The following is a 22,430-nucleotide window of genomic DNA, read 5'->3' on the forward strand; positions in this document are numbered from 1 at the left end:
TTTCATCTAATATGATTTGAGAAAATTAAAAGTGCTTGTGTCTCAAGCACTAAAAGTATTATATGCTATTTCCAAATAATTTGCAACCCCTTATAGCAATTATTTTCGAACTTCATTAAATCCTACTATACGCCTATAAACCCCATCTTCATGCAAAATGTTTCCAACACTATTTTTAACTAAATATCTAAACCAAGAAACGAGCAACACATCCCAGAACAAAACTACCGTAGGATCAGCTTGTAGAGGAATATGTTGTTTGTTTCCAATAAGTACACCAATCTATTAATCCACCAAGGAACGCCCTTTTTGCGTAGAACGGTTTACTACAGTCTTATTGCCTAAATGTCCAAACGCAGAAACGAGCAACATGTTCCGGAACAAACCTACCGTAGGATCAGTTTGTGGAGGAATATGTTGCTCGTTTCCCTTTCACCAATCAAGCATTCTAGCAAAACAGAATAGCATCATTAGTGACGATTACGTGCATCTTTTTTATTATTAGATTTCCAAATTGCCCATAATGAAGTTGCTACGCAAATGGAGGAATAAGCACCACTTACGAATCCAATAATCATACATAGCGCAAAGTTTTTGGTTGTATCCCCACCAAAGAAATATAGGGAACAACATGCAAACAAAACTGTAGATAATGTATAGCAACTACGATGGATACTTTGATGAATACTTGCATTCGCAAGATCTGCAAATGTATCTGTTCGTTTATGTGTATGTGTATTCTCACGAATTCGGTCAAAAATTACTACAGATTCATTCATAGAGTAACCAATGACTGTCAAAATCGCAGCCAAGAAGGAGGAATCAATTTCTAAATGGAAGAAAGAGAATATCCCTAATACCATGATTAAGTCATGGAAAATAGCTGCCAAACAAGATAGAGCTACACGATATTCAAATCGATACGTAATATACAATGCCAATGCTACAAAGGCAATTAGTAAGTTAGTCAACGCATGTTCAGTGACTTCTGAACCAATTACAGCACCTACAGATTCAATACGTTTTACTGTGCCTTCTGCTAGGTTTTTATTTAAGGCTTCTACAACGGCTTGGCTTTCACTAGCCTCAAGATTACGAGTACGGATCATTACCGTTTTGCCTTCTGTATCTGTCGCATCCGAACCAGACAATTGAATGACAGAGTTTTCTAAATCAAAGGCTTTCAAATTGTCGCGTACAGCCGATACTTGAACTGGCTTAGCAAATTCAACTTCTACAATGGTACCACCTGTAAAGTCGATACCAAAGTTAAATCCATACATAAACATGGAAATAATACTTAGGATAACCGCAATGGAGGAGATACTAAACCACCAACGATGACGTTTTATTACATCAAATGTCATTTTTTCTTATCTCCTTTCGCAAACGCTTCCATCGTTACAGATGGAGACACATTAGATCCATACCAGAATGGACGATTCGTAATACGAGCTGCAATGAGCATATGCATCAAGGTACGGCTCATAGATACAGCTGTGAACATAGATACAATAACACCTAATGCCAAGTTGATAGCAAACCCTTTTACAGGACCACTACCTAATACAATTAGGATAACAGCTGTAATCATAACTGATGTATTGGCATCAAAAATTGTATCAAAGGCACGTCTAAATCCTGATTCCATAGACATACGCAATGTTTTGCCATCCGTTACTTCTTCTTTGAAGCGTTCAAATATAAGTATATTCGCATCCACGGCGACGCCCATACTCAGGATAATCCCCGCTACCCCAGGCAATGTCATCGTTGCATTCAGAGCATGCGGCCCCAGAATACCCACTAAAATTAATACAAACACCAGCAAGGCAATCGTTGCCACAAATCCTGACAAACGATATAAAACAAGCATGAAAGCAATGATCAATGCAATCCCTACTCCGAAGGCGATAACAGATTTATCTTTGGAGTCCTGACCTAATGTAGGGCCTACTGTACGAACCTCCATAACTTCTACTTTGACAGGTAATGCACCAGAACGTAATAAGATAGCTAGATTTTTTGCTTCTTCTAGGTCACGGCTACCTGTAATACGAGCACTACCACCAGTAATTGGTTCATTAACTACAGGATTCGTCAATTGCTCGCCATCAAGGTAAATGCCGATATGGCGACCAATGTTAGCTGTTGTTAAAGCGCCGAATTTTTTGGCGCCTTCATCTGTCAATTGAATATTAACAGATGCTTGTTTACCTTCTAATTGTTCTTTCGCATCTTTTAAATCATTACCGTCTAAATGAACTTTACCATTTTCATCACGGAACTCAAGAACCGCTGTTTTACCGACTGTTTCAATCGCTTTTTGCGGGTCTTTTTCCCCTGGTAATTCAATAATAATACGTTTTTTACCTTCTCGTTGAATAATTGGCTCTGTTAAGCCCATTTCATTGATACGGCGACCTAAAATTTGAATGACCCGTTCTACTGCATCATCCGTTACCACATTAGGACCAGAATCTTGTGCTTCTAGTACAATGTGAGTCCCACCTTGTAAATCTAACCCTTGCTTGATAGAGTTAGCTAATGGTCCAATGAGCCAAATAAATAAGCCCAAAATAACTGCTACTACGCCAAAAAAGCGTAAAGCTGCTTTTGTGTTCAATGGATTCCCTCCTATCCTTTAATACACTGGATACTTTCAGACGGTGTTACAATCTTATGCATCCACTCATCATGTGCTGCCATAGGTAACGCTTTCTCTGAAAGTTGGTTATCCCAAGCAATGCCGATACGTTTTTCAAAAACAATCTGTTGCAAATATCGGTCATAATATCCTGCTCCCATACCCATACGTCCACCAGTTGCATCAAAAGCTAACCCTGGCACTAATACGCAATCTAAGATATGGGGATCTACAATTCGATATGGTTTCTTAGGAATTCGTATCCCTAATGTACCTCGTTCTACATCATCTAGATCATCCAGATGAACACCTATCATCTCTGTTTTATTGATACAAACAGGTACATAGATATCTTTCTGTTGCTCTAACGCTTCCGCTAGAAACACATCTAAATTCGCCTCTTTGGGCATCGATAAATAGGCCATAATATGTTGCGCTTCTCTAACCTCTGGGAGAGACCACAGTTGCCGGCTCAGTTGTTTTGACCAAAGAGACACCATATCCATTGTTACACTGCTTCGTTTTAAAAGAAACTCTTGACGCAGTGTTTGTTTATCCATTACTTTTGGTCCTTTCCAAGAACCTGTGCAATAGCAGATCGAGCAAATGTCATTTCTACTTTTTCTGCCACTCGCAATACTGCAGTGTCTTCTGAAAGTGTTACAATTTCACCATGAATGCCGCCAATCGTCAACACCTTTTGACCTTTTTTTAAGCTATCTAATAGCACTTGACGTTTCTTCTGTTGTTTCTTTTGTGGACGATACAACATAAAATAAAAAATAACTACCATAATGAGCACTGGCAATACTGCTTGGCCCGTTTGACCTTGGAAAAATCCTAAGAAATCCATAGTTCCTCCTATTTAGTAAAATAATGCCAGAATTCCTCACGGAATGCTACGAAACGATCCTCTAGGATAGCCTTGCGCATTTGTCGCATGAATTCTAATAAGAAATATAAATTATGATACGACACTAGACGGAATGCGAGAATTTCTTCTGCCTTGTACAAGTGTCGAATATAAGCACGTGTATAGTTTTGACAGGCATAACACCCACAGCCTTCTTCAATAGGTCCCCAGTCGCGCATGAATGAAGCATTACGCAAATTCAAACGGCCTTTCCAAGTCATGGCCATCCCATTTCGAGCCACGCGTGTTGGATATACGCAGTCAAACATGTCGATACCACGAGCAACGCCTTCTACTAAACAATCCGCAGTACCAACACCCATCAAATAGCGAGCTTTATTAGTTGGCAATAATGGCGTTGTGTACTCTAGCACTTCATACATTAAGTCATGCGGTTCCCCTACGGAAAGACCACCGATACTGTAGCCTTCAAAGTCCATTGCTACTAACTCTTTGGCACTTCTTTCACGAAGATCTTGGTACATACCACCTTGTACAATACCAAACATACCTTGGTTCTTAGACCGACGTGCTTCCTGACAACGCTCAGCCCAACGGGTCGTTCTCGCTGTGGACGCATCCGCGTACCTATGATCTGCTGGGTACGGAATACACTCATCGAAAGCCATCATAATATCGGAACCTAATTGCTCTTGTACTTTAGTGGCTACTTCGGGAGACAAAAACTTTTTAGATCCATCTAAATGAGATCGAAAGTTAACCCCTTCTTCTGTAATCTTACGCAACTTGCCTAGACTAAATACTTGGAAGCCACCACTATCTGTTAAAATAGCTTGATCCCAATTCATAAATTTATGCAATCCCCCTGCTTCTTCCACCAGTTCAGGACCAGGACGCAAGAATAAATGATAGGTATTGCTCAAAATGACTTGAGACCCCATCGCTTTTAACTCCTCTGGAGCCAATGTTTTTACCGTTGCTTGTGTACCTACTGGCATAAACATCGGTGTTTCATACGTTCCATGAGGAGTATGCAACAACCCTGCCCTTGCACCTGTGTGAGGACATTGTTTTTGCAATTCATATTTAATTGCCATACATACACTCCTTCATTACTTTTGTATTATAACATACTTTTCATCTTATCGAATAAACATAGCATCTCCAAAACTGAAAAATCTATATTTCTCCTTAACTGCCTCTTCATAGGCCGCCAAACAATGCTCTCTGCCTGCTAACGCACTAATAAGCATCAGTAAGGTGGACTGTGGCAAATGAAAATTAGTAATTAATGCATCTACCATTTTATAAGTATACCCAGGATAGATAAAAATTTGAGTCCAGTCAGATCCGCTATGTACATGACCAATGTCTGTGGCTGCAGATTCTAATGTACGCACTGACGTAGTTCCTACCGCAATGACTCTTCGACCTTCTGCTTTGGCACGATTGACTAACTCCGCAGTTTCTTCTGACACATGATAAAACTCTTTATGCATATCATGATCTTCAATAGATTCTGCCGACACTGGACGGAAGGTCCCTAACCCTACATGCAAAGTAACAAATCCAATCTGTACACCTTTGTTCTGAATCTCTTGTAATAGATCAGGCGTAAAATGTAGTCCCGCTGTAGGTGCTGCAGCAGATCCCTTTTCCTTTGCATATACTGTTTGGTATCTATCTTTGTCTTCTAATTTTTCATGGATATATGGTGGTAGAGGCATTTCTCCGATGTCATTGATAATCTCATCAAAATTACCATTCGGCTTAAATTGAATCAATCGACCACCAAACGTTGTATGGTCTACCACAACCGCTTCCAAGTTGGCACCAAAGGACAGTTCTTGTCCCTTTTGACATTTTTTACCCGGTTTCACAAGGCATTCCCATAGATGTTCACCTTTAGGCGTCAGCAATAATACTTCTACTTTACCTCCAGTACCCTTTCGTTCCCCATATAATCGCGCAGGAATTACCTTTGTATTATTAAAAATCAACACATCCCCTTCGCGTAGCTCATCTAATATGTCACGGAAGGAGTCTTTATGAGATATGGCTCCGCTCACTTTATCCAATGTCATTAACCGCGATGCATCACGTGGTTCCGCTGGATGTTGAGCAATGAGTTCTTCTGGTAAATCATAATTAAAATCAGATACTTTCATACTATTCCTTCTAGTTAATTGTACAGTTTCGTAATCGCCGTACCTTGGTAATAATGTTGTAAAATCACTTTGTAATAGTTTGGTTGGCTCGCCTCTTTTCGACTGGCCATTTCTGCGGCGCCCCATTGTGAAAGTCCCAAACCATGACCCCATCCATATCCATGAATCGTCACAGTTTGATTACCGCTACCAAACGTGTGGTTTACTTTCATAGTGGACCCATCAATACGACTAGGTGGCGTTTGCCCTATATACATGTCAAACAAGGTAGATTTTAAACCAAATAGTCCCTGCACTTGTTCCCCTGTCAATGTCACTATGCCACGTTCACCAACAAACTTCATCGACTTAATGCGCCCTGATACACCTCGATCTAAGGCTTTCATCGGGCGAGAGGTCAGTGGCGTCAACTCGATTTGTTTCAAAGCTCCTACAGATTTACTAGCTCCAGCCAATTTCTTTTCGATGCTCTCACGACTGGTAATGACATTCCAAACTGTTGTTCCTTCATGGTTCGAGTAATCTTGTACCCCTTTTAGGTACGGCAGATCATTGCCCCATAGGTTTACACTATCTTCTGTATACCCTCCACCATCGGAATGAAAGAGTGCATTGATCGGTTTTCCTTGATACGTGATGACCATCCCACGTGTTTGATTCACAGCTGCATTCGTGCTAGCATATTCACTGCTTTTACCACCATACACTTGATCAGAGGTGGTGGTACCTATATCATAGGTACTTCCTCGTCTACTGTTCATAGAATTCATAGCATATGTTCTGGCTGCTACTGCTTGGGCTTCTAATGCTGGTGCAGGCCAACTAGGCACCACTTCTTCTGGAACAACGCCTTGCACATACTGTTCTAAACCCAATACATTAATGACACTGACGGTCCCTGATCCATTAGCTAGCGCCGTAATAGCACCACGATACGTTTTTCCTAATGTCTGCAATATGGATCCGTACCGCCCTTGTTCATTTTGTACAGTCACAGATTGACCCATAGCCTGTCCATTCACATGCACAATCCCAGAACTAGAGGAAATTGTCACTGACTGACCTACACCTATAGTCTGAACTTTTTTTTGCATACCATCTAGGACTACCATAGGTGAAGCACTAGTGATGCTAAATGCTTGCGAACGATTTCCTAAGAGTACTCGAATCACTGGTTCTACGCCAGTCTGCTTCGATGCACTTTCTTGGTCCGCAGTTGGTTTCTTTTCGGTCACCGCTTGTGCTGTATGTGTCATTGGCTTCTGATCTGCCTTAACTGGTTTCGGTGTATTCACTGGCTTTCTCTGCGGCACATTCGGCTTGCGCTGGTTGTCAGTTTGCTCCTGATTACGATCCCTTTCATTCGGTTTTACAAAGGTGGCTTTCACTATTTTTCTTTGCCTTGGTTGCGCGTTAGACTGCGCTGCCTCCGCTATAGAAGCCATCCCCAATAAGGCGAATACAATCCCCATCGCTAAACAGCGATATCTTAATCCTCTCATGGTTCCGCCTTTCTAGCAATCCCTAAATGATCATACGCAGCTGGCGTCACAATACGTCCTCGGTTCGTTCTAGCCAATAACCCCAATTGCATTAAATATGGTTCATACACATCTTCAATACTTTCACGCTCTTCACTAACAGAAGCCGCTATCGTATCAACACCAACCGGTCCACCATCAAATTTTTCGATAATCGTATGCAAAATTCTACGATCAATACGGTCTAACCCTAACGCATCAATATCTAATCGTTGTAATGCTTGGTCTGCAATCTCTTTTGTAATCACTCCATTGCCCAATACTTGCGCTACATCGCGCACACGTTTCAACAGACGATTTGCAATCCTAGGAGTTCCACGAGATCTTCGTGCAATTTCACTAGCCCCTTCTGGCTCCATATGAATATCCAAAATATCTGCGGAACGACTGACAATAAATTCTAATTCATTTTGCTTGTAATATTCTAGTCGGCTAATTACACCGAATCGATCGCGCAAAGGTGCAGCCAAAGCACCCGCTCGTGTAGTGGCTCCAATTAAAGTAAACTTAGGCAGTTCAATACGAACCGATCTAGCACTTGGCCCTTTACCAATAATAATATCCAAAGCATAATCTTCCATAGCAGAATATAATACTTCTTCTACGGACCGTGACAAGCGGTGAATCTCATCAATAAACAGTACATCACCAGGTTGTAAGTTACTTAACAGGGCTGCTAAATCGCCTGCTCGTTCGATGGCAGGTCCCGATGTAACTCGAAAATTAACACCTAACTCATTGGCTACAATTCCCGCTAAAGTTGTTTTCCCTAGCCCTGGTGGGCCATATAACAATACATGGTCCAAGGTTTCTCCACGTAACTTTGCAGCTTCTATAAAGATATGTAGATTTTCTTTCGCTTGCGTTTGACCAATGTATTCTTTCAAATACCGTGGGCGAAGACTAAACTGCCAAGTATCTTCTTCACGCTCTTGCATGGTCACAATTCGATTTTCTTGATCCATACTTATCTTCCTTTACCCAATGCTGCTAATACTTGTTTCAATAATTCTGGCACTTCCTGTGTGCCATCATACACATCTTGCACGACTGGCTGTACCTCTTGCGCACTATACCCTAGTGCCATTAAGGCTTCTACAACTTCTTCCGTAACCCCCACAGGTGCTTTTACCAATGCTGATATAGTACCACCAGGTGTGAAAGTCCCTGCAATGCCTAAACTTTCAATTTTATCTTTTAATTCCAGCACTAATCGCTCTGCTGATTTTTTCCCAATCCCCGGTAACTTTTGCAAGCCTTTTGTATCGCCACTAATAATAAGACCTACAAATTGATCTGGGCTAATGGCAGATAAAATGCCTAACCCTAGTTTGGGTCCTACCCCAGATACAGAAATTAGCATTAAGAATAATTCATAATCTTCTATTGTTAAAAAACCATATAGCTGTATGGCATCTTCACGTACATTCGTATAGGTATATAAACACGTTTCTTCCCCTACTTGCAATTGACTTTGCACAGAGCTAGGTACATAGACACGATATCCTACATCATGTACATTGACATAGACAGCCTCCACTAGTCGATGGGTAACAATTCCTTTTAAATATGCAATCATAGTATCCTCACAATTGTAAAATCTGTTTTAATGTATCTGTATGCGAGCTATGAGCTGTGCAAATGGCAATCGCTAACGCATCCGCCGCATCATCGGGTTTAATTTTTTCACGAATACCCAGCAAGTTCATCGTCATATAGGTGACTTGTTCTTTTGTTGCTTTTCCGTAGCCTACCACAGATTGTTTGACCTGCAATGGAGTATACTCGTAAATCGGCAAATCTTGCTGGCTCGCCGCGAGCAAAGTAACACCCCTAGCTTGGGCAACGCCAATACCTGTCGTCACATTGCGAGCAAAGTACAGCTTTTCTATACCAAACTTTTGAGGGCGAAATTCTTCTAAAATATCACTTAACTCATTAAATATAATTTCTAATCGTCTCGCTTCCGGTGTTTTTGCCTCTGTAGTAATCACACCATAGGTAACTGGTTTCAACGAGCTCCCTATGACATCAATAATACCATATCCACAAATAGCATAGCCCGGATCAATTCCAATAATTCGCACGCTATAACCTCTGATTCTATTTCATCGTTTCAATCATTTAATTATAGCAAATTTATAGCATGTCTGCACCCTTATAGTATACCTTTTTCCAATAAGCTTACATACGTTCCATCTCCAATGATGATATGGTCTAGCACAGGAATCCCCATAACCTCTCCAGCTCTCGCAAACACTTTGGTCACCCGCACGTCATCACTGCTCTCCGTAGGGTCCCCTGATGGGTGATTATGCATCAAGATTATGGCTCCTGCATTAGCATCAATGGCATGACGAAATACAGCCCTCTGCTCTGCCGTGCTACTCGTTAACCCACCCTTTGAGATAAGGACGGGCTTAATTAATTTATTTTTCACCGTCAACAACAAGATGTAAAAATGTTCCTCTGTTTTATGTCGTAATCGTTCCATCATATAATGGGCCGCTGCTTCTGGTGTACTAAAATCTTGCCAATCTTTTTTTACCTTCATCTGCCCTAATCGTCTGCCTAGTTCTATGGCTGCACATATTGTTACCGCTTTATCTTGCCCAATTCCATTAATTTCTCGCAATCGATCCACTGTAACATCATTTAGCCCGCCTGTGAAAGTCTCCATATGTGTCACCACATCATTCGCTACTGTTAACACAGAGGCCCCTTTTCTTCCAGTCCGCAATAAAATAGCAATCAACTCTTCCAACGCTAACGCTTCTGGTCCTAAGGCAATAAATTTTTCTCTCGGCAGTTGATATGATTGTAAATCCAACATAATTCCTCCATCATTTGAAAGTAACTCTACAACTCCTATAAACGACAACACGCCATACTCTATTGAGTACGACGCATTCTAATCTGTACAAGTTATTTGTACCTATATGTAAATCTCTCTATATCTATATAATTCGCCACAAGTTAGCAAACTCCTTGTATCACATATCAATACATCTACCTACTACAGTATCTAATATAACCTAGTACCTAATGCGTAAAATTATCTGGACACCTTAGTAGCGCTCTATCACTCGCACCTTGTACTTTCGATCTTAAACCACCTATTTATAACAAAAAGAGCCTCCTCATAGAGGAGACTCTTTCACAGATAATCAGAGATTACCAGTTTTTCATCACTAATGGGCTTGTGATACGTTTTGTATCACGAGCGATCATGATTTCTTCATTTGTAGGAATTGCAAAGATTTTAACTTTGGAACCTTCTGCACTGATTTCAGCTTCTTTACCACGAACATTGTTGCGTTCAGGGTCGATGCGAGTGCCTAAGTATTCTAAACCATTACAGATTGCATCACGGTTGCCAATACCATTTTCACCGATACCAGCTGTGAATACGATAGCGTCAACGCCACCCATAACAGCTACATACGCACCGATTGTAGAACGTACTTTGTAATGGAACATATCCAATGCCAATTGAGCGCGTTTATTGCCTTCTTCAGCAGCTTCTTCGATCACACGGAAGTCGTTGGATACACCAGAAATACCAAATACGCCAGATTTTTTGTTCATGATAGCATCGATTTCATGGTATGTCATATCCCATTTTTCCATCAAGTAAGGAACGATAGCTGGGTCGATATCACCACAACGAGTACCCATGATCAAACCAGATAATGGAGTGAATCCCATGGATGTATCGATGGAACGGCCACCTTTAATAGCAGTAACAGAAGAACCATTACCTAAGTGACAAGATACGATGCGAAGATCGGACATGTGTTTACCCATCAATTCAGCTACACGTTGTGCCACATATTTGTGGGAAGTGCCATGGAAACCATAACGGCGAACACCTAAATCAGTGTATGCTTCGTATGGAAGACCATATAAGAATGCCTCAGCTGGCATTGTTTGATGGAATGCTGTATCAAATACACCAACTTGTGGTACATTTGGCATAATTTTTTGGCATGCTTCGATACCTTGGATGTTTGGAGGATTGTGAAGTGGAGCGATTTTCGCGCATTCTTCCAATGCTTCCATCACTGCAGGAGTGATCAATACGGAATCAGCGAATTTTTCAGCACCATGTACTACACGATGACCTACAGCATCGATTTCGTCCATGGAACTAATTACACCATGCTCTGGATCTACCAAAATATCCAATAAGACTTGTAACGCCACTTTGTGGTCAGCTACTGGTTCGATGCGCTCTAATTTGTCTGCATCTGGACGACGATGAGTGAAAATTGCATCATCGGAACCGATTTTTTCGAATTGACCTTTCGCCAATACAACTTCATGCTCCATATCAATTAATTGATACTTCAAGGAGGAGCTACCGCAGTTTACGACTAAAACGTTCATTACTTATCCCTCTTTCTTAGTAATTTGAATGTGCCCATTCACACGTTGATTAATTTCTTCTCCTACAGGAGATGCATCACTGTATGAATAGCGTATATTCCACAATACACCTTTGTTAATAAATGTGTATTGAGTGAAACCAACTTTATGACCATTCGCATTCGTGGCCAATGTAGATTTTATGGCTTGTACACCATCCACTTGTACCTTTTCTTGATTCCAAGGTACATTAGCTCCTGTTTGCCCAAGTTCTTTTCCTAACTCTTGCTGAGCTATTTTTGCGGATTCTTCTAAGCTTAGTAAAGGAGCTCCTGCTGATGCTTGCGTAGCACTCACAAACACTCCATAGTTCTTATCAAGTCCCGCATACACAGTGAATGGCTGCCCTTTGTCATTGGCAACTATTTTATCAAGTTGGCCAAAATCAAAAGGAGAATCTACAATCACTTCCGATTGACCTACATTAATGACCTTTTGACCGAAACTATAGGTATCAATTGCTTGCTGGTTGCCGCAGCCACCTAATAGGAACATCATTCCCAATCCGAGGGCGATGATATATTGTTTCATAAGTTCACCTCATATAGATACAATACTCTACGCCCAATTATACCATTAATGTAAGGTTTTTTTCTACCCTTTTTTGACATTTCTTTGTATACTATACACATAGGAGGTACAAACATGAAAACTATTGGCATCATTGCAGAATATAATCCCTTTCACAAAGGGCATGCCCATCAACTACAAGAGCTTCGCCGTATATATCCAGATGCAACCTTGCTCGTTGTGATGAGCGGTGATTTTGTGCAACGAGGCACACCTGCTATATTTTCTAAGTTCCACCGTGCTCAATGGGCGGTCATGGGCGATGCAGATATCGTCTTTGAATTACCTTCCATGTTCGCTGTTAGTTCTGCTGAATATTTTGCCTCCGGTGGAATTCGATTGTTACATGCTCTTGGGTGTGATGCTATTTCTTTTGGGGCCAGTCATACGCAAGTAGAGGATCTTGTATCCGTTGCCAAAGCGTTAGATCACCCTAATACGCAAGAATTGTTGCGCACGTTCTTGAGTCAAGGATACTCCTATGGTACAGCCTTACGCAAAGCCTTACAACCGTTTCATTCAGCAAATGCATCATTCTATACCGACGAGACCTTAGGTAAGCATACATCCGACAGCAGACTTTCAGCAACAGAACAACCGTCATCAAGGAGCCTTTCATTAGAAAACTCAAACGATATGAGTCTGTTGGATAATGACCCTAATACTATCTTAGGCATTGAGTACATACGTGCCTTGCATCGTTATCATATCAATTTAGACATTATTCCTGTGGAGCGAACTAGTTCCCATCATAATCAAACTTTAGATGATTCTTTACCATCTGGTACTGCCTTGCGAAGTGCTATTTATGCATCCAAACATACGTCTTCCAGTCTATCCAGGTCTCATAACACGCAACAAGTATCCGATACCTCTTCCGGACCTTGTGCATCATTAGAAGACAATACATCTATCTCACTAGGTGAATTAGGAATCGATACCTCCTCTTTAGAAGAAGACACTTTCAAGTGGCATCACTACGTACCGTCTATGGTAGCCCCTCTTGCTATAGATATTGTGCAAGCCAACTATTATGCCAATCTTGATCGCTATTATGATATGATTCACGTCACTAGCCGCATAGCGACCAAAGAAGAATTACAAAACTTACAAGATATGAGTGATGGTTTAGAAGAGGCATGGCTCACTGCGAGTGCCCTCTCTTCTTGGGAGCAGGCCCGTGAAAGTTTAAAATCAAGACGCTACACCTATGCTCGTCTCGATCGCATCGCTAGCTACAGTCTCTTCCACCGCACTAAAGAGATGTTCCAAGAGTGCTACCAGCAAGGACCTACCTATGGACGACTACTCGCTTTCAATGACCGAGGCCGTCAATATCTAAAAGAAAAGCGTTCCTCTATTCCTATCGTTCAAAAATGGGCCCCTTTCTGCCAACAAGCAGCTGGTGTTACCAAAGCACTGTGCGAGCAAGATCAACTGGCAAGTCGACTGTGGCGGCTCACCGTAGAGAGCCCACTCTATCGTGATAGCCATTATGATTACACTACCAGTCCTATGTATATATAAAACCAAAAAGTCCCCTGTACTGAATGCATCATTGCACTCAGTACAAGGGACTTTTCTATTACAACCATTCTGGAGGATCTACGATCATTTTACCGCCTTCAATATCAATAGTTAATACCACTGTTTTCAAGGCAGGCAACAACAAATCAGGTTCACCCTCTTTGGCTACTACGTATACATCATTCGCACCAGGTTGCAATACTTCTTTTACAATGCCTAAATCATTACCTGCTGTATCTTCTACCGCAAGGCCTTCGATTTCAAAGATATAATATCTATCTTCTGGCAATTCCATCAAATCTTGTCTTGGCACTTTTATTTCTTGCTTACCCAATCGTTCAACTGCAGTACGGTCAGGTAATTCTTTAAAAGTAGCCAAAATAAACTGTTTATGAAATTTAGCAGATGTAATATGGTATGGTTCACCATTAATGTAGCACACATCCATATTCATAAACCGTTCTGGAAAGTCTGTTCTCGGTAATATACGAACATCGCCCCGCACACCGTGCGGAGCGACGATCACACCGATGGTAATCAGTTCTTGAGTATCCATTATTTACGGAATGCAACAATTTTGCCATCTTCTAGCAAAATTTCAGAGCCCATAAGAGCATCTAAATTATCACCGATTTTCACAGTAATAGTTTGCTCCATTTGGCCTTGTGCAATTTCAGAACCAACTTCAAGCTTCTCCGCTTCTTTCAAACGCTCTGCTACTTGAGCTTTGAAAGCTACGCGTTGTTGCTTTTCTTCCTCGATTTGTTGACGCAATTGGATTAAACCTTGTGCATCAATTTTTGCTTGTTCACTTAACAAACGTTTTGCTTGGAACTCGATTTGTTGTAAATCTTGATCCACCATGTCCATTTGTTGTTGTAAATCAGCAACGATTTTGTTTTTTAAAGTGTCCGTAACCTTAGACTTAATTGCCACGGGTACGCGTAATGTCATTTCTTCCATGTTACCACCCTTTTAGACAATATCAACGGATATCTTCTTGTTCTCTTTAATAGCCGCTGCTTTAGCCACAGCGCGAATCGCTTTCGCAATCTTACCTTGCTTTCCGATTACTTTACCCATGTCATCTGGTGCGACACGAATTTCATACACTTCCACATGATCGCGGACGTCCATCGTAACAGAAACGGCTTCAGGTTGCTTAACTAATGATTGAACAATTAATGTAATTAATTCTTGCATCACAGTACGCCTCTCTATTAATTATTTTTTAGCGTCAGCAAATTTTTGCATTACGCCATGTTTTTTGAACAAGGAGCGAACAGTATCAGTAGGTTGTGCACCTTTACCCAACCATGCCAATGCTTTCTCTTCGTCAATATTAACGATTGCTGGGTTTTTAGTAGCATCGTATTGACCTACTGTATCAACTGGACGACCTTCACGTGGAGCGCGAGAGTCAGCAACTACGATACGATAGAAAGGAGCTTTTTTAGCACCTAAACGAGTTAAACGGATTTTTAACATTCTTCTTTCACCTCCTTAAATAGAATATTATCCCATGAACGGTAATTTAGGGAACATACCCTTCTTACCTTTGCCCATAGACTGCATTTGTTTCATAAACTTGCGAGCTTCTTCAAATTGTTTAATCAATTGATTCACTCGCTGTACAGTAGTACCAGACCCTGCCGCAATCCGCTTGCGACGAGATCCATTCAATATATTAGGATCAGTACGTTCTGCCATCGTCATAGATTTAATAATGGCTTCAATCTGACGTACCTCTTTATTATTTAAGTCAAAGCCCGCCAATTGGTCTTTCAATTTACCCATACCTGGTAACATGCCCAACAAATTTTGTAGAGGGCCCAATTTACGAATTTGATTCATTTGTGCTAAGAAATCATCTAAGGTGAAGTTATTTTTGGCCATTTTTTCAGCCATTTTTTTCGCTTCTTCCTCATCGATTGTATTTTGCACACTTTCAATTAATGTTTTAAAATCACCTAAGTCTAAAATACGAGAGGCCATTCGATCGGGATGGAATACTTCTAGGCCATCCATTTTTTCGCTAGTCCCTGTAAACTTAATCGGCGTACCTGTCACAGCTTTAATAGATAGAGCTGCACCCCCGCGGGCATCACCATCCATTTTTGTCAAAATTACCCCATCTAGACCAAGATAATTATTGAAAGCTTCTGCTGTGCCCACTGCATCTTGACCAATCATGGCATCCACTACCAGCAAGATTTCATGTGGTTTTACTTCTTGTTTGATATTGGCTAATTCATTCATCAGCGTTTCATCAATCGCCAAGCGACCTGCCGTATCGATGATGACAACATCTTTTAATAAGCGCTTCGCTTCTTCAATACCCGCTTTGGCAATCTCTACTGGATTGGCCCCTGGCGTTTCATTAGCAAACACAGGAATATCAATCTGAGCTCCCACAACTTGTAACTGCTTAATCGCAGCTGGGCGATACACATCGGCTGCTACCAGCATAGGATGTTTACCTTGTTTACGAAGGTGTACGGATAGTTTACCAGCGGTTGTCGTTTTACCAGCCCCTTGCAAGCCTACCAACATAATAATAGTTGGAGCTTTCGGAGAAATCATAATGCGACTTTCCGTACCTCCTAGTAATGCTGTCAATTCATCATTTACGATTTTAATAACAGTTTGTGCTGGATTTAACGATCCAAACACTTCTTCACCTAAGGCTTTTTCCTTAATGCGGCTAATAAAATCCTTCGCTACGCCAAAATTTACGTCTGCTTCTAATAAAGCAAATCGCACTTGTCGCAACGCAAGATTGACATCATCTTCAGAAATTTTACCTTTTCCTTTTAAGGATGCAAAGGCTTCTTGCAATTTATGTGTTAAATTTTCGAAAGCCATACTATCCCTCCAATTTTGCTAATAATGAGTATATTGAGTCAGACACAGGTATCGTGTTACCTATTTCTTCTTTAATCTCTGTAATAATATCTCTTCGCATCATATATTGCTCAATTAAGTGCAACTTTTCCTCATAGGATTCCATCAATGATTTAGCCCGTTCTATCGTATCATGTACGGCTTGTCTAGAAATGCCAAATTCCTCTGCGATTTCACCTAATGACATATCATCTTCATGATGCAAGGCATAACATTCTCTTTGACGCTCTGTCAATAAAGGCCCATAAAAATCCAACAACAAACTTATTGTCATTCGTTCTTCCATGAGTGCCTCCTCTTTGCATATAGCAAGTCAATCAGTGTCAAGTTAAAAATGTTTACACTTAATAATACCAACCTTTTCTCTTATTGTCAACACTTGTAAAGTATTTCTACTTTACAAGTATCTATAGTAGTCACACATTGTTGACGTGATCTTCTAAGGAAGAAAATGTACTCATTAAAAAAACTTAGATTTGCATTACATAAACACTCATTGAAGTGTAACTTCACCATAGTGACAAAGTAAATGTTTTTTCAATATACAATTTGTTATATTGTATATTATTAAAACGCTACCTATTCTTCTACAGGTATTGTAATTTTAGATAAATAGCTACTTCTATCTGTTTCCGTCCAATAATTACGCACTGGTTCTATATACACGGATCCTGCAATCTGTAATCCTTCATAAGAGAGATAACTACTTACCTTCTCATAGATCCACGATGCTTGCTCTTCATAGAGCCCTGTATAAAATAATTCCAAATACATGCCTCGAGGTCGCGTTATGATTTCCCTCTCTCCCTCGTAATCAAAGCCTACATCTGTACAGTAATGACTATAGTTTGTAATATCACCTTTTTCATAAGCTTCACCGTCAATGGCCATACCAATCTTCACCTCTTTAAAAGGAACTTCATGCAATAGCTGAGCCTGATGTTGTATCAAGGTAAATAGTTTTTTCTTCCCCTTTTCTTTCGCATCATAGGGAGTTAACACATAAAAAGATTCTTCTTTCATACCAAAGAACAATCGATTTTGAGGTATTTTTAAATATCGTTCTAAGTTAAATAAGGTTCTCTCTAAATGCATTTTATTGGTGTATAGATCGTTAATATCACGATCAAATCCATACCGAGCATCTTCCAACAGTGTCTTTAACATCTGTGGTCCCCGATGTTCCACATAATCTTGAATGTCTTTTAAAGATAAGTTTAATTTTTTTAATGTTAAAATAATCTCTAATCGATAACATTCCTCTAATGTGTAATACCTATACCCATTGTCTTCAATTTTTGCTGGCGGAAATAAACCTAATTTTTCATAATATAAAATCGTCTGCTTTGATATACCATATATTTTTGATACATCTCCTATTGTCATATAAATGTCTCGCATATGTCCCCGTCTTCCCTTTATTTATATTCATTTTGTGTAATTACTGCCCACTCATGCTAAAACTGCACTATGGGTATGTAGTTTTATATGCATCTATACTATAGCACAACTGTGGGATTTTTCATATATTGACTTTCATTCATGTGTTTTTATCAATAACTTAATTAATTCTCATAAAAAAGTAACTCTATTCTCTTCTTATTCACCTAAAACACGATAGTATCAGCACTTAACAGAGATTTATAAGTATTTTAAAAATAATTATATTTCTTAGTTGACTCCACTATAACCATATCCTTTACTATAATACCAGAGGACAGGTACACAAGTTGTACAGGAGTTCTCATCGAGCAAGTTAATAAGTATAAACTATTGAATAAGGAGGCTATACCCATGGCATGTGGACACAAAGGTCGCGAATTTTACGCAAATGACCCAGAAAAGTTAGCCCGCTACGATATGGCAATGCGCCACATCGAAGCAGCTCGTGAAGAAGGTCAATCTTCCGAGGAAATCCACGCTATGTTCAACCGTATTATGAGCGGTAACACAGCTGGTAAATGTAAGCACAAAAAAGGTTGATTCAAATATGTACGCCCATACTATTAGAATATACCCCAACCTTTGAGTGAAATAGATAGGACGTTGTCCGAAACAAAACCCCAACTCTTCTTCCCTTGAGTTGGGGTTCTATTTTTATATCCAATTTACAATCTCATCGCTAGATTACTAGAACTCTAATTTCCTAGAGTTCTAGTATCAGCAACTAAAATCTTTGTTTATACATGTGCTCGTTTTAACCGCAGCGCATTACTTACCACGGTAACAGAACTGAAGGCCATGGCTGTACCCGCAATGATTGGGCTCAAGTATCCTGCGGCTGCCAATGGTATGCCAATGCAGTTAAAAATTAAAGCCCAAAATAAATTCTGCTTAATGTTGGTCATTGTTTTACGACTAATGTTTACTGCTTGTACAAGAGTTCGCAAATCATTTCGCACTAATACGATATCCGCCGCCTCAATGGCTACGTCCGTACCATGACCGATACCAAATCCAATATCTGCTAGCGCTAAAGCTGGCGCATCATTGATACCATCTCCCACCATGCCAACGGATTTTCCTTGACTTTGTAATGTGGCGATGGTATTTGCTTTATCTTGTGGCAGTACTTCCGCTACTACGTGAGTAATTCCTGCTTGGGCAGCTATATAGTTCGCTGTACGCGCATTGTCTCCTGTCACCATCCACACATCGATGCCTTGCTCTTGTAAAGCCTTTACAACCTCAGGAGTTTCTGGACGCAATGTATCTGCTACAGCCCAAATACCGTGTACTGTACCGTCTACTAACAAGATGGATACAGAATTGCCTTGTTCTTCCAGACTGTGGATCTCCACTTGCCATGGCGTGATATCAACACCTAGTTCTTGCATCCAGCGAGTATGACCAACCCGAATCAATTTATCCGCTATACGTCCTTCCAATCCTTTTCCTGGAATATCTTGGAAGTCTTTCACGATTATTTGTGGCACGCCTTTGCTAGCACCGTATTTAGCAATGGCTTGTGCAATAGGATGTGTAGATCCTTTTTCAAGATTCACCGTGAAAGCTAAGTTATACATTTCATCACCTGCTGTATATATCACTTTCGTAACAGATAGCTTTCCTTCCGTTAAAGTCCCAGTTTTATCCATGATGATGGCATTGATATGACCTGCTTTTTCTAAAAATTCTGCACTTTTAATAAGCACACCATGTTCAGCTCCTAATCCTGATCCGACCATGATAGAAGTTGGAGTAGCCAAACCTAGAGCACAAGGACAAGCTATGACAAGCACAGCTGTGCCGTACAATAAAGCATCTCCTACTGTGGAACCTAATCCGAAATACCAAATCCCCATAGTAAGGATGGCAATACCAATGACTACAGGAACAAAATAGGATGCCACTACATCAGCTATACGCTGAATGCTCGCTTTCGAGGCTTGTGCTTGCTCTACTACTTTAATGATTTGCGACAACATCGTTGCCTCTCCTATGGCAGTAGCTTTCATAATAAAAGAGCCCGATACATTGACGGTAGCCCCCATAACTTGACTAGAAGGACCTTTCTCTACTGGCACACTTTCACCCGTCAACATCGCTTCATCCACTGTAGAGTTACCTTCTAAGATAATGCCATCCACAGGGATTTTTTCACCAGCACGAACTTGGATTTTGTCACCAACAATAATATCTTTAGTTGGAATATCCATCCACTGTCCATCTCGTTCCACATGAGCTACACTAGGTTGTAGGGCCATTAATTTTTGAATTGCTTCCGAAGTACGCCCCTTTGCAATGTCTTCTAACAATTTTCCTAATAAGATGAAAGTAATCAACCATGCAGAAGTTTCAAAGTACATCTCATGGTGTCCCACTGCCATCTGATAAATACTAAACCCATACGCCACGGACGTACCCAATGCTACTAATACATCCATAGTGAGCGTGCCACTGCGAATGGCCGCAAAGGCACTCGTATAAAAAATCCAGCCTGATCCAAATTGAGCAATCGTAGCTAAGACCAACTCAATTTCATGAGATAGCATCGGCCACTGCCAGAAATAATGTCCCATCATGGATACCATCATCGGAATTGCCATGAGAGCAGCCACCCCTAATCGGATGTATTGCCCTTTATGGGATGGTTGTTCTACCACGCCTCCTTCATCAGTAGCAATATGAGCACCAAAGCCTATTTTTTCAATGGCTGCAATCACTTCTGTCGCACCAATAGCGCTATCCTCTGTGTATGTGACTGTACCTTTGTTGGTGAGCAAGTTGACTTTTACATCAGCTACACCCTCTAATTTTTGTACTACTTTTTCTACACGTCCTACGCAGGCTGCGCAATGCATGCCTATAATAGAAAACTCTTCTTTATGCATAATTCCTCCTCATGCTATTTGCTTCTATGTGAAAGATACCTAAATTTCTTAATGTGAATATATTAACACATATCCCATCTTTTTTCTAGTATATACCATATACGATTTTGATTGCTATGGGCTGTCTAACCAAACATGTTAATACAAGTTATTTTACTGTGCCTTTTAAAGACCATACTTTATACCCAACGGCATGATACTAACTTATGTTATACTATAGATATACAAGACTTGTAAACTAATTTTTATTGTTCTTATACAGGAGTTCCTATGTCAGATATACCTCATTCTTATATTACCATCGCCAATGAATTCAGAACTGAATATATCATTGAAAAGTCTCATTTTATAGCTACCATTGCCCCTGTATCTACAGAAGAAGAGGCTCAAGCCTTTATTCAACGCATTTCTAAAGAATTTTGGGATGCTACCCACAACTGCACGGCCTATGCCATTGGACCACGCCAAGAACAACAGCGCTCCTCAGATAACGGAGAACCTTCTGGTACAGCTGGTAAACCTATGCTAGAAGTGTTGAAAAAAACTACGATTACCAATGTGGCTGTCGTAGTCACTCGCTATTTTGGTGGTATCAAGTTAGGTGCCGGTGGATTGATTCGGGCTTACTCTCATAGTGTAGCAAAAGCTGTTCAAGAAGGGCCTAAATTGCTCATTGCACCTCGGCAAATTGTATCTCTTACCATCGACTATTCCTACTTTGGATCTGTGGAACGACAACTGCAAACATTGGAACTCCCCTATCAATCAACATTTACAGATACCATTTCTTTAGAAATATATGTGGAACCAAGTTTTGTAAGTGAGTTAGAAACTACTATCACGAATCTCACAGGTGGTAATTTGCTCTGGGAGTTACAAGACATTCGCATGGTAGAATTACCCTACTCTTTTTCAACCGCTGAAGAGTAGAGTCAGCTTCACAGTAACAGCGAACACTATAGAAAAAAGCCACAGTGTTTTCCTTCACTGTGGCTTTCATGCTATGTATCAGATGATTCCTTCTCTAAGGAATCCATACATTTTGTTTTGCAACACTCAGATACAAATTCGCCTACCGCTTCTTCATCATGTAATTCAGACGTCCATGGATGTGGCCAGCCTTTAATATGATTATCCTTACATTGGCTAGATTCACAAGATTCTAAGCGATGTTCTTTTAAATGTTCAAGCCATGTTGTTAATAAACCCATATAGCCACTTCCTTTCTTACCATTACATGTGCATATTCTATAGTATTTGTCGCACTAAGCCCTATTCTATATATACAGTATACAATAGTGCTCTTCATTTGTAAAATTACAGGTACTTATTATCTTATGACTATTCATTATATATACTGAATCATTTGTATGCCCCTACTCTAATGACTTTATATCGTTATATGCCCATTATTTTTATAATACTATATTTCATGTA

The 22,430-nt window shown here is 40.3% G+C and carries 25 protein-coding genes; 3 read left to right on the plus strand and 22 right to left on the minus strand.

The window, feature by feature from the left end; all coding sequences use genetic code 11:
• Nucleotides 1-470: 470 nt before the first annotated feature.
• From secF to EO122_RS06930, 13 genes are all read right to left on the minus strand, one after another.
• On the minus strand, nt 471-1,367 hold the full coding sequence (gene secF / locus EO122_RS06870) for a protein translocase subunit SecF (RefSeq protein WP_126938238.1): 897 nt from the start codon (nt 1,365-1,367) through the stop codon (nt 471-473).
• Entirely contained in the window at nt 1,364-2,626 is a 1,263-nt protein-coding gene (gene secD / locus EO122_RS06875; protein ID WP_126938239.1) for a protein translocase subunit SecD, read from the minus strand. Before secD ends, secF begins: the two co-directional genes overlap by 4 nt.
• Before the next feature lie 11 nt (nt 2,627-2,637).
• Nucleotides 2,638-3,207, minus strand: a complete 570-nt coding sequence (locus EO122_RS06880; RefSeq protein WP_127009940.1) for a 5-formyltetrahydrofolate cyclo-ligase — start codon at nt 3,205-3,207, stop codon at nt 2,638-2,640.
• Nucleotides 3,207-3,500, minus strand: coding sequence for a preprotein translocase subunit YajC (yajC, locus tag EO122_RS06885; protein ID WP_127009941.1), 294 nt, complete (start codon nt 3,498-3,500; stop codon nt 3,207-3,209). The genes EO122_RS06880 and yajC overlap by 1 nt, the downstream gene beginning before the upstream one ends.
• Before the next feature lie 8 nt (nt 3,501-3,508).
• Nucleotides 3,509-4,618 carry a tRNA guanosine(34) transglycosylase Tgt gene (tgt, locus tag EO122_RS06890; protein WP_126938242.1) on the minus strand — a complete coding sequence of 370 codons (1,110 nt, stop codon included), beginning with the start codon at nt 4,616-4,618 and terminating at the stop codon, nt 3,509-3,511.
• Between the two features lie 45 nt (nt 4,619-4,663).
• Nucleotides 4,664-5,689: a tRNA preQ1(34) S-adenosylmethionine ribosyltransferase-isomerase QueA gene (gene queA, locus EO122_RS06895; protein WP_127009942.1), complete on the minus strand. Its 1,026-nt coding sequence runs from the start codon at nt 5,687-5,689 to the stop codon at nt 4,664-4,666.
• 14 nt (nt 5,690-5,703) lie between these two features.
• Complete coding sequence (locus EO122_RS06900) at nt 5,704-7,191, minus strand: SpoIID/LytB domain-containing protein (protein ID WP_240632675.1); 1,488 nt, start codon at nt 7,189-7,191, stop codon at nt 5,704-5,706.
• On the minus strand, nt 7,188-8,195 hold the full coding sequence (ruvB, locus tag EO122_RS06905; RefSeq protein ID WP_127009943.1) for a Holliday junction branch migration DNA helicase RuvB: 1,008 nt from the start codon (nt 8,193-8,195) through the stop codon (nt 7,188-7,190). The genes EO122_RS06900 and ruvB overlap by 4 nt, the downstream gene beginning before the upstream one ends.
• A 2-nt stretch (nt 8,196-8,197) precedes the next feature.
• A complete protein-coding gene (gene ruvA, locus EO122_RS06910; RefSeq protein ID WP_127009944.1) occupies nt 8,198-8,809 on the minus strand; it encodes a Holliday junction branch migration protein RuvA in 612 nt (203 codons plus the stop codon).
• 7 nt (nt 8,810-8,816) lie between these two features.
• Nucleotides 8,817-9,317, minus strand: coding sequence for a crossover junction endodeoxyribonuclease RuvC (gene ruvC, locus EO122_RS06915; protein WP_126938246.1), 501 nt, complete (start codon nt 9,315-9,317; stop codon nt 8,817-8,819).
• A gap of 71 nt (nt 9,318-9,388) precedes the next feature.
• Nucleotides 9,389-10,063 (minus strand): DNA repair protein RadC, encoded by a 675-nt coding sequence (gene radC / locus EO122_RS06920; RefSeq protein WP_126938247.1) that lies wholly within the window; start codon nt 10,061-10,063, stop codon nt 9,389-9,391.
• Between the two features lie 341 nt (nt 10,064-10,404).
• On the minus strand, nt 10,405-11,619 hold the full coding sequence (locus EO122_RS06925; protein ID WP_127009945.1) for an acetate/propionate family kinase: 1,215 nt from the start codon (nt 11,617-11,619) through the stop codon (nt 10,405-10,407).
• Between the two features lie 3 nt (nt 11,620-11,622).
• The gene (locus EO122_RS06930) at nt 11,623-12,189 is read right to left on the minus strand and encodes a hypothetical protein (RefSeq protein WP_127009946.1); all 567 of its coding nucleotides are present in this window, start codon (nt 12,187-12,189) and stop codon (nt 11,623-11,625) included.
• A 114-nt stretch (nt 12,190-12,303) separates the two neighbouring features.
• On the opposite strand from EO122_RS06930, the gene EO122_RS06935 reads away from it, so the two are divergent.
• Complete coding sequence (locus EO122_RS06935) at nt 12,304-13,755, plus strand: nucleotidyltransferase family protein (protein WP_127009947.1); 1,452 nt, start codon at nt 12,304-12,306, stop codon at nt 13,753-13,755.
• A 58-nt stretch (nt 13,756-13,813) separates the two neighbouring features.
• Here the strand turns inward: EO122_RS06935 and rimM are convergent, their stop codons facing one another.
• The 7 genes from rimM to EO122_RS06970 all read right to left on the minus strand — a co-directional run bounded on the left by rimM (nt 13,814) and on the right by EO122_RS06970 (nt 18,060).
• Nucleotides 13,814-14,311 (minus strand): ribosome maturation factor RimM, encoded by a 498-nt coding sequence (gene rimM / locus EO122_RS06940; protein WP_127009948.1) that lies wholly within the window; start codon nt 14,309-14,311, stop codon nt 13,814-13,816.
• Nucleotides 14,311-14,718: a YlqD family protein gene (locus EO122_RS06945; RefSeq protein ID WP_127009949.1), complete on the minus strand. Its 408-nt coding sequence runs from the start codon at nt 14,716-14,718 to the stop codon at nt 14,311-14,313. Before EO122_RS06945 ends, rimM begins: the two co-directional genes overlap by 1 nt.
• 12 nt (nt 14,719-14,730) lie before the next feature.
• Entirely contained in the window at nt 14,731-14,958 is a 228-nt protein-coding gene (locus EO122_RS06950) for a KH domain-containing protein (protein WP_126938253.1), read from the minus strand.
• A gap of 21 nt (nt 14,959-14,979) precedes the next feature.
• The gene (rpsP, locus tag EO122_RS06955) at nt 14,980-15,243 is read right to left on the minus strand and encodes a 30S ribosomal protein S16 (RefSeq protein WP_126938254.1); all 264 of its coding nucleotides are present in this window, start codon (nt 15,241-15,243) and stop codon (nt 14,980-14,982) included.
• Nucleotides 15,244-15,270: 27 nt separating this feature from the next.
• Complete coding sequence (ffh, locus tag EO122_RS06960; protein WP_126938255.1) at nt 15,271-16,620, minus strand: signal recognition particle protein; 1,350 nt, start codon at nt 16,618-16,620, stop codon at nt 15,271-15,273.
• A 1-nt stretch (nt 16,621) separates the two neighbouring features.
• On the minus strand, nt 16,622-16,945 hold the full coding sequence (locus tag EO122_RS06965) for a putative DNA-binding protein (RefSeq protein WP_127009950.1): 324 nt from the start codon (nt 16,943-16,945) through the stop codon (nt 16,622-16,624).
• Nucleotides 16,946-17,238: 293 nt separating this feature from the next.
• Nucleotides 17,239-18,060, minus strand: coding sequence for a MerR family transcriptional regulator (locus tag EO122_RS06970; protein WP_127009951.1), 822 nt, complete (start codon nt 18,058-18,060; stop codon nt 17,239-17,241).
• A 393-nt stretch (nt 18,061-18,453) separates the two neighbouring features.
• Between EO122_RS06970 and EO122_RS06975 the strand changes: the two genes are divergently transcribed.
• Nucleotides 18,454-18,642, plus strand: a complete 189-nt coding sequence (locus tag EO122_RS06975; protein ID WP_009353434.1) for a hypothetical protein — start codon at nt 18,454-18,456, stop codon at nt 18,640-18,642.
• A gap of 197 nt (nt 18,643-18,839) precedes the next feature.
• Here EO122_RS06975 and EO122_RS06980 read toward each other — a convergent pair whose 3' ends face one another.
• Nucleotides 18,840-20,993 carry a cation-translocating P-type ATPase gene (locus tag EO122_RS06980; RefSeq protein ID WP_127009952.1) on the minus strand — a complete coding sequence of 718 codons (2,154 nt, stop codon included), beginning with the start codon at nt 20,991-20,993 and terminating at the stop codon, nt 18,840-18,842.
• Nucleotides 20,994-21,263: 270 nt separating this feature from the next.
• Between EO122_RS06980 and EO122_RS06985 the strand changes: the two genes are divergently transcribed.
• Complete coding sequence (locus tag EO122_RS06985) at nt 21,264-21,923, plus strand: YigZ family protein (RefSeq protein WP_127009953.1); 660 nt, start codon at nt 21,264-21,266, stop codon at nt 21,921-21,923.
• Between the two features lie 71 nt (nt 21,924-21,994).
• On the opposite strand, the gene EO122_RS06990 is transcribed toward EO122_RS06985, so the two are convergent.
• Nucleotides 21,995-22,204, minus strand: a complete 210-nt coding sequence (locus EO122_RS06990; protein WP_126938260.1) for a hypothetical protein — start codon at nt 22,202-22,204, stop codon at nt 21,995-21,997.
• Between the last annotated feature and the right edge of the window lie 226 nt (nt 22,205-22,430).

The sequence above is a fragment of the Veillonella sp. CHU110 genome (genome assembly GCF_003992255.1).
Taxonomy (GTDB): Bacteria; Bacillota; Negativicutes; order Veillonellales; family Veillonellaceae; genus F0422.

What these genes read in the sequence shown, in the direction of transcription:
- secF (WP_126938238.1), bottom strand. Translation starts at nt 1,367, where the DNA reads ATGACATTTGATGTAATAAAACGTCATCGTTGGTGGTTTAGTATCTCC.
- EO122_RS06880 (WP_127009940.1), bottom strand. Translation starts at nt 3,207, where the DNA reads ATGGATAAACAAACACTGCGTCAAGAGTTTCTTTTAAAACGAAGCAGT.
- yajC (WP_127009941.1), bottom strand. Translation starts at nt 3,500, where the DNA reads ATGGATTTCTTAGGATTTTTCCAAGGTCAAACGGGCCAAGCAGTATTG.
- tgt (WP_126938242.1), bottom strand. Translation starts at nt 4,618, where the DNA reads ATGGCAATTAAATATGAATTGCAAAAACAATGTCCTCACACAGGTGCA.
- queA (WP_127009942.1), bottom strand. Translation starts at nt 5,689, where the DNA reads ATGAAAGTATCTGATTTTAATTATGATTTACCAGAAGAACTCATTGCT.
- EO122_RS06900 (WP_240632675.1), bottom strand. Translation starts at nt 7,191, where the DNA reads ATGAGAGGATTAAGATATCGCTGTTTAGCGATGGGGATTGTATTCGCC.
- ruvB (WP_127009943.1), bottom strand. Translation starts at nt 8,195, where the DNA reads ATGGATCAAGAAAATCGAATTGTGACCATGCAAGAGCGTGAAGAAGAT.
- ruvA (WP_127009944.1), bottom strand. Translation starts at nt 8,809, where the DNA reads ATGATTGCATATTTAAAAGGAATTGTTACCCATCGACTAGTGGAGGCT.
- radC (WP_126938247.1), bottom strand. Translation starts at nt 10,063, where the DNA reads ATGTTGGATTTACAATCATATCAACTGCCGAGAGAAAAATTTATTGCC.
- EO122_RS06925 (WP_127009945.1), bottom strand. Translation starts at nt 11,619, where the DNA reads ATGAACGTTTTAGTCGTAAACTGCGGTAGCTCCTCCTTGAAGTATCAA.
- EO122_RS06930 (WP_127009946.1), bottom strand. Translation starts at nt 12,189, where the DNA reads ATGAAACAATATATCATCGCCCTCGGATTGGGAATGATGTTCCTATTA.
- EO122_RS06935 (WP_127009947.1), top strand. Translation starts at nt 12,304, where the DNA reads ATGAAAACTATTGGCATCATTGCAGAATATAATCCCTTTCACAAAGGG.
- rimM (WP_127009948.1), bottom strand. Translation starts at nt 14,311, where the DNA reads ATGGATACTCAAGAACTGATTACCATCGGTGTGATCGTCGCTCCGCAC.
- EO122_RS06945 (WP_127009949.1), bottom strand. Translation starts at nt 14,718, where the DNA reads ATGGAAGAAATGACATTACGCGTACCCGTGGCAATTAAGTCTAAGGTT.
- EO122_RS06950 (WP_126938253.1), bottom strand. Translation starts at nt 14,958, where the DNA reads ATGCAAGAATTAATTACATTAATTGTTCAATCATTAGTTAAGCAACCT.
- rpsP (WP_126938254.1), bottom strand. Translation starts at nt 15,243, where the DNA reads ATGTTAAAAATCCGTTTAACTCGTTTAGGTGCTAAAAAAGCTCCTTTC.
- ffh (WP_126938255.1), bottom strand. Translation starts at nt 16,620, where the DNA reads ATGGCTTTCGAAAATTTAACACATAAATTGCAAGAAGCCTTTGCATCC.
- EO122_RS06965 (WP_127009950.1), bottom strand. Translation starts at nt 16,945, where the DNA reads ATGGAAGAACGAATGACAATAAGTTTGTTGTTGGATTTTTATGGGCCT.
- EO122_RS06970 (WP_127009951.1), bottom strand. Translation starts at nt 18,060, where the DNA reads ATGCGAGACATTTATATGACAATAGGAGATGTATCAAAAATATATGGT.
- EO122_RS06975 (WP_009353434.1), top strand. Translation starts at nt 18,454, where the DNA reads ATGGCATGTGGACACAAAGGTCGCGAATTTTACGCAAATGACCCAGAA.
- EO122_RS06980 (WP_127009952.1), bottom strand. Translation starts at nt 20,993, where the DNA reads ATGCATAAAGAAGAGTTTTCTATTATAGGCATGCATTGCGCAGCCTGC.
- EO122_RS06985 (WP_127009953.1), top strand. Translation starts at nt 21,264, where the DNA reads ATGTCAGATATACCTCATTCTTATATTACCATCGCCAATGAATTCAGA.
- EO122_RS06990 (WP_126938260.1), bottom strand. Translation starts at nt 22,204, where the DNA reads ATGGGTTTATTAACAACATGGCTTGAACATTTAAAAGAACATCGCTTA.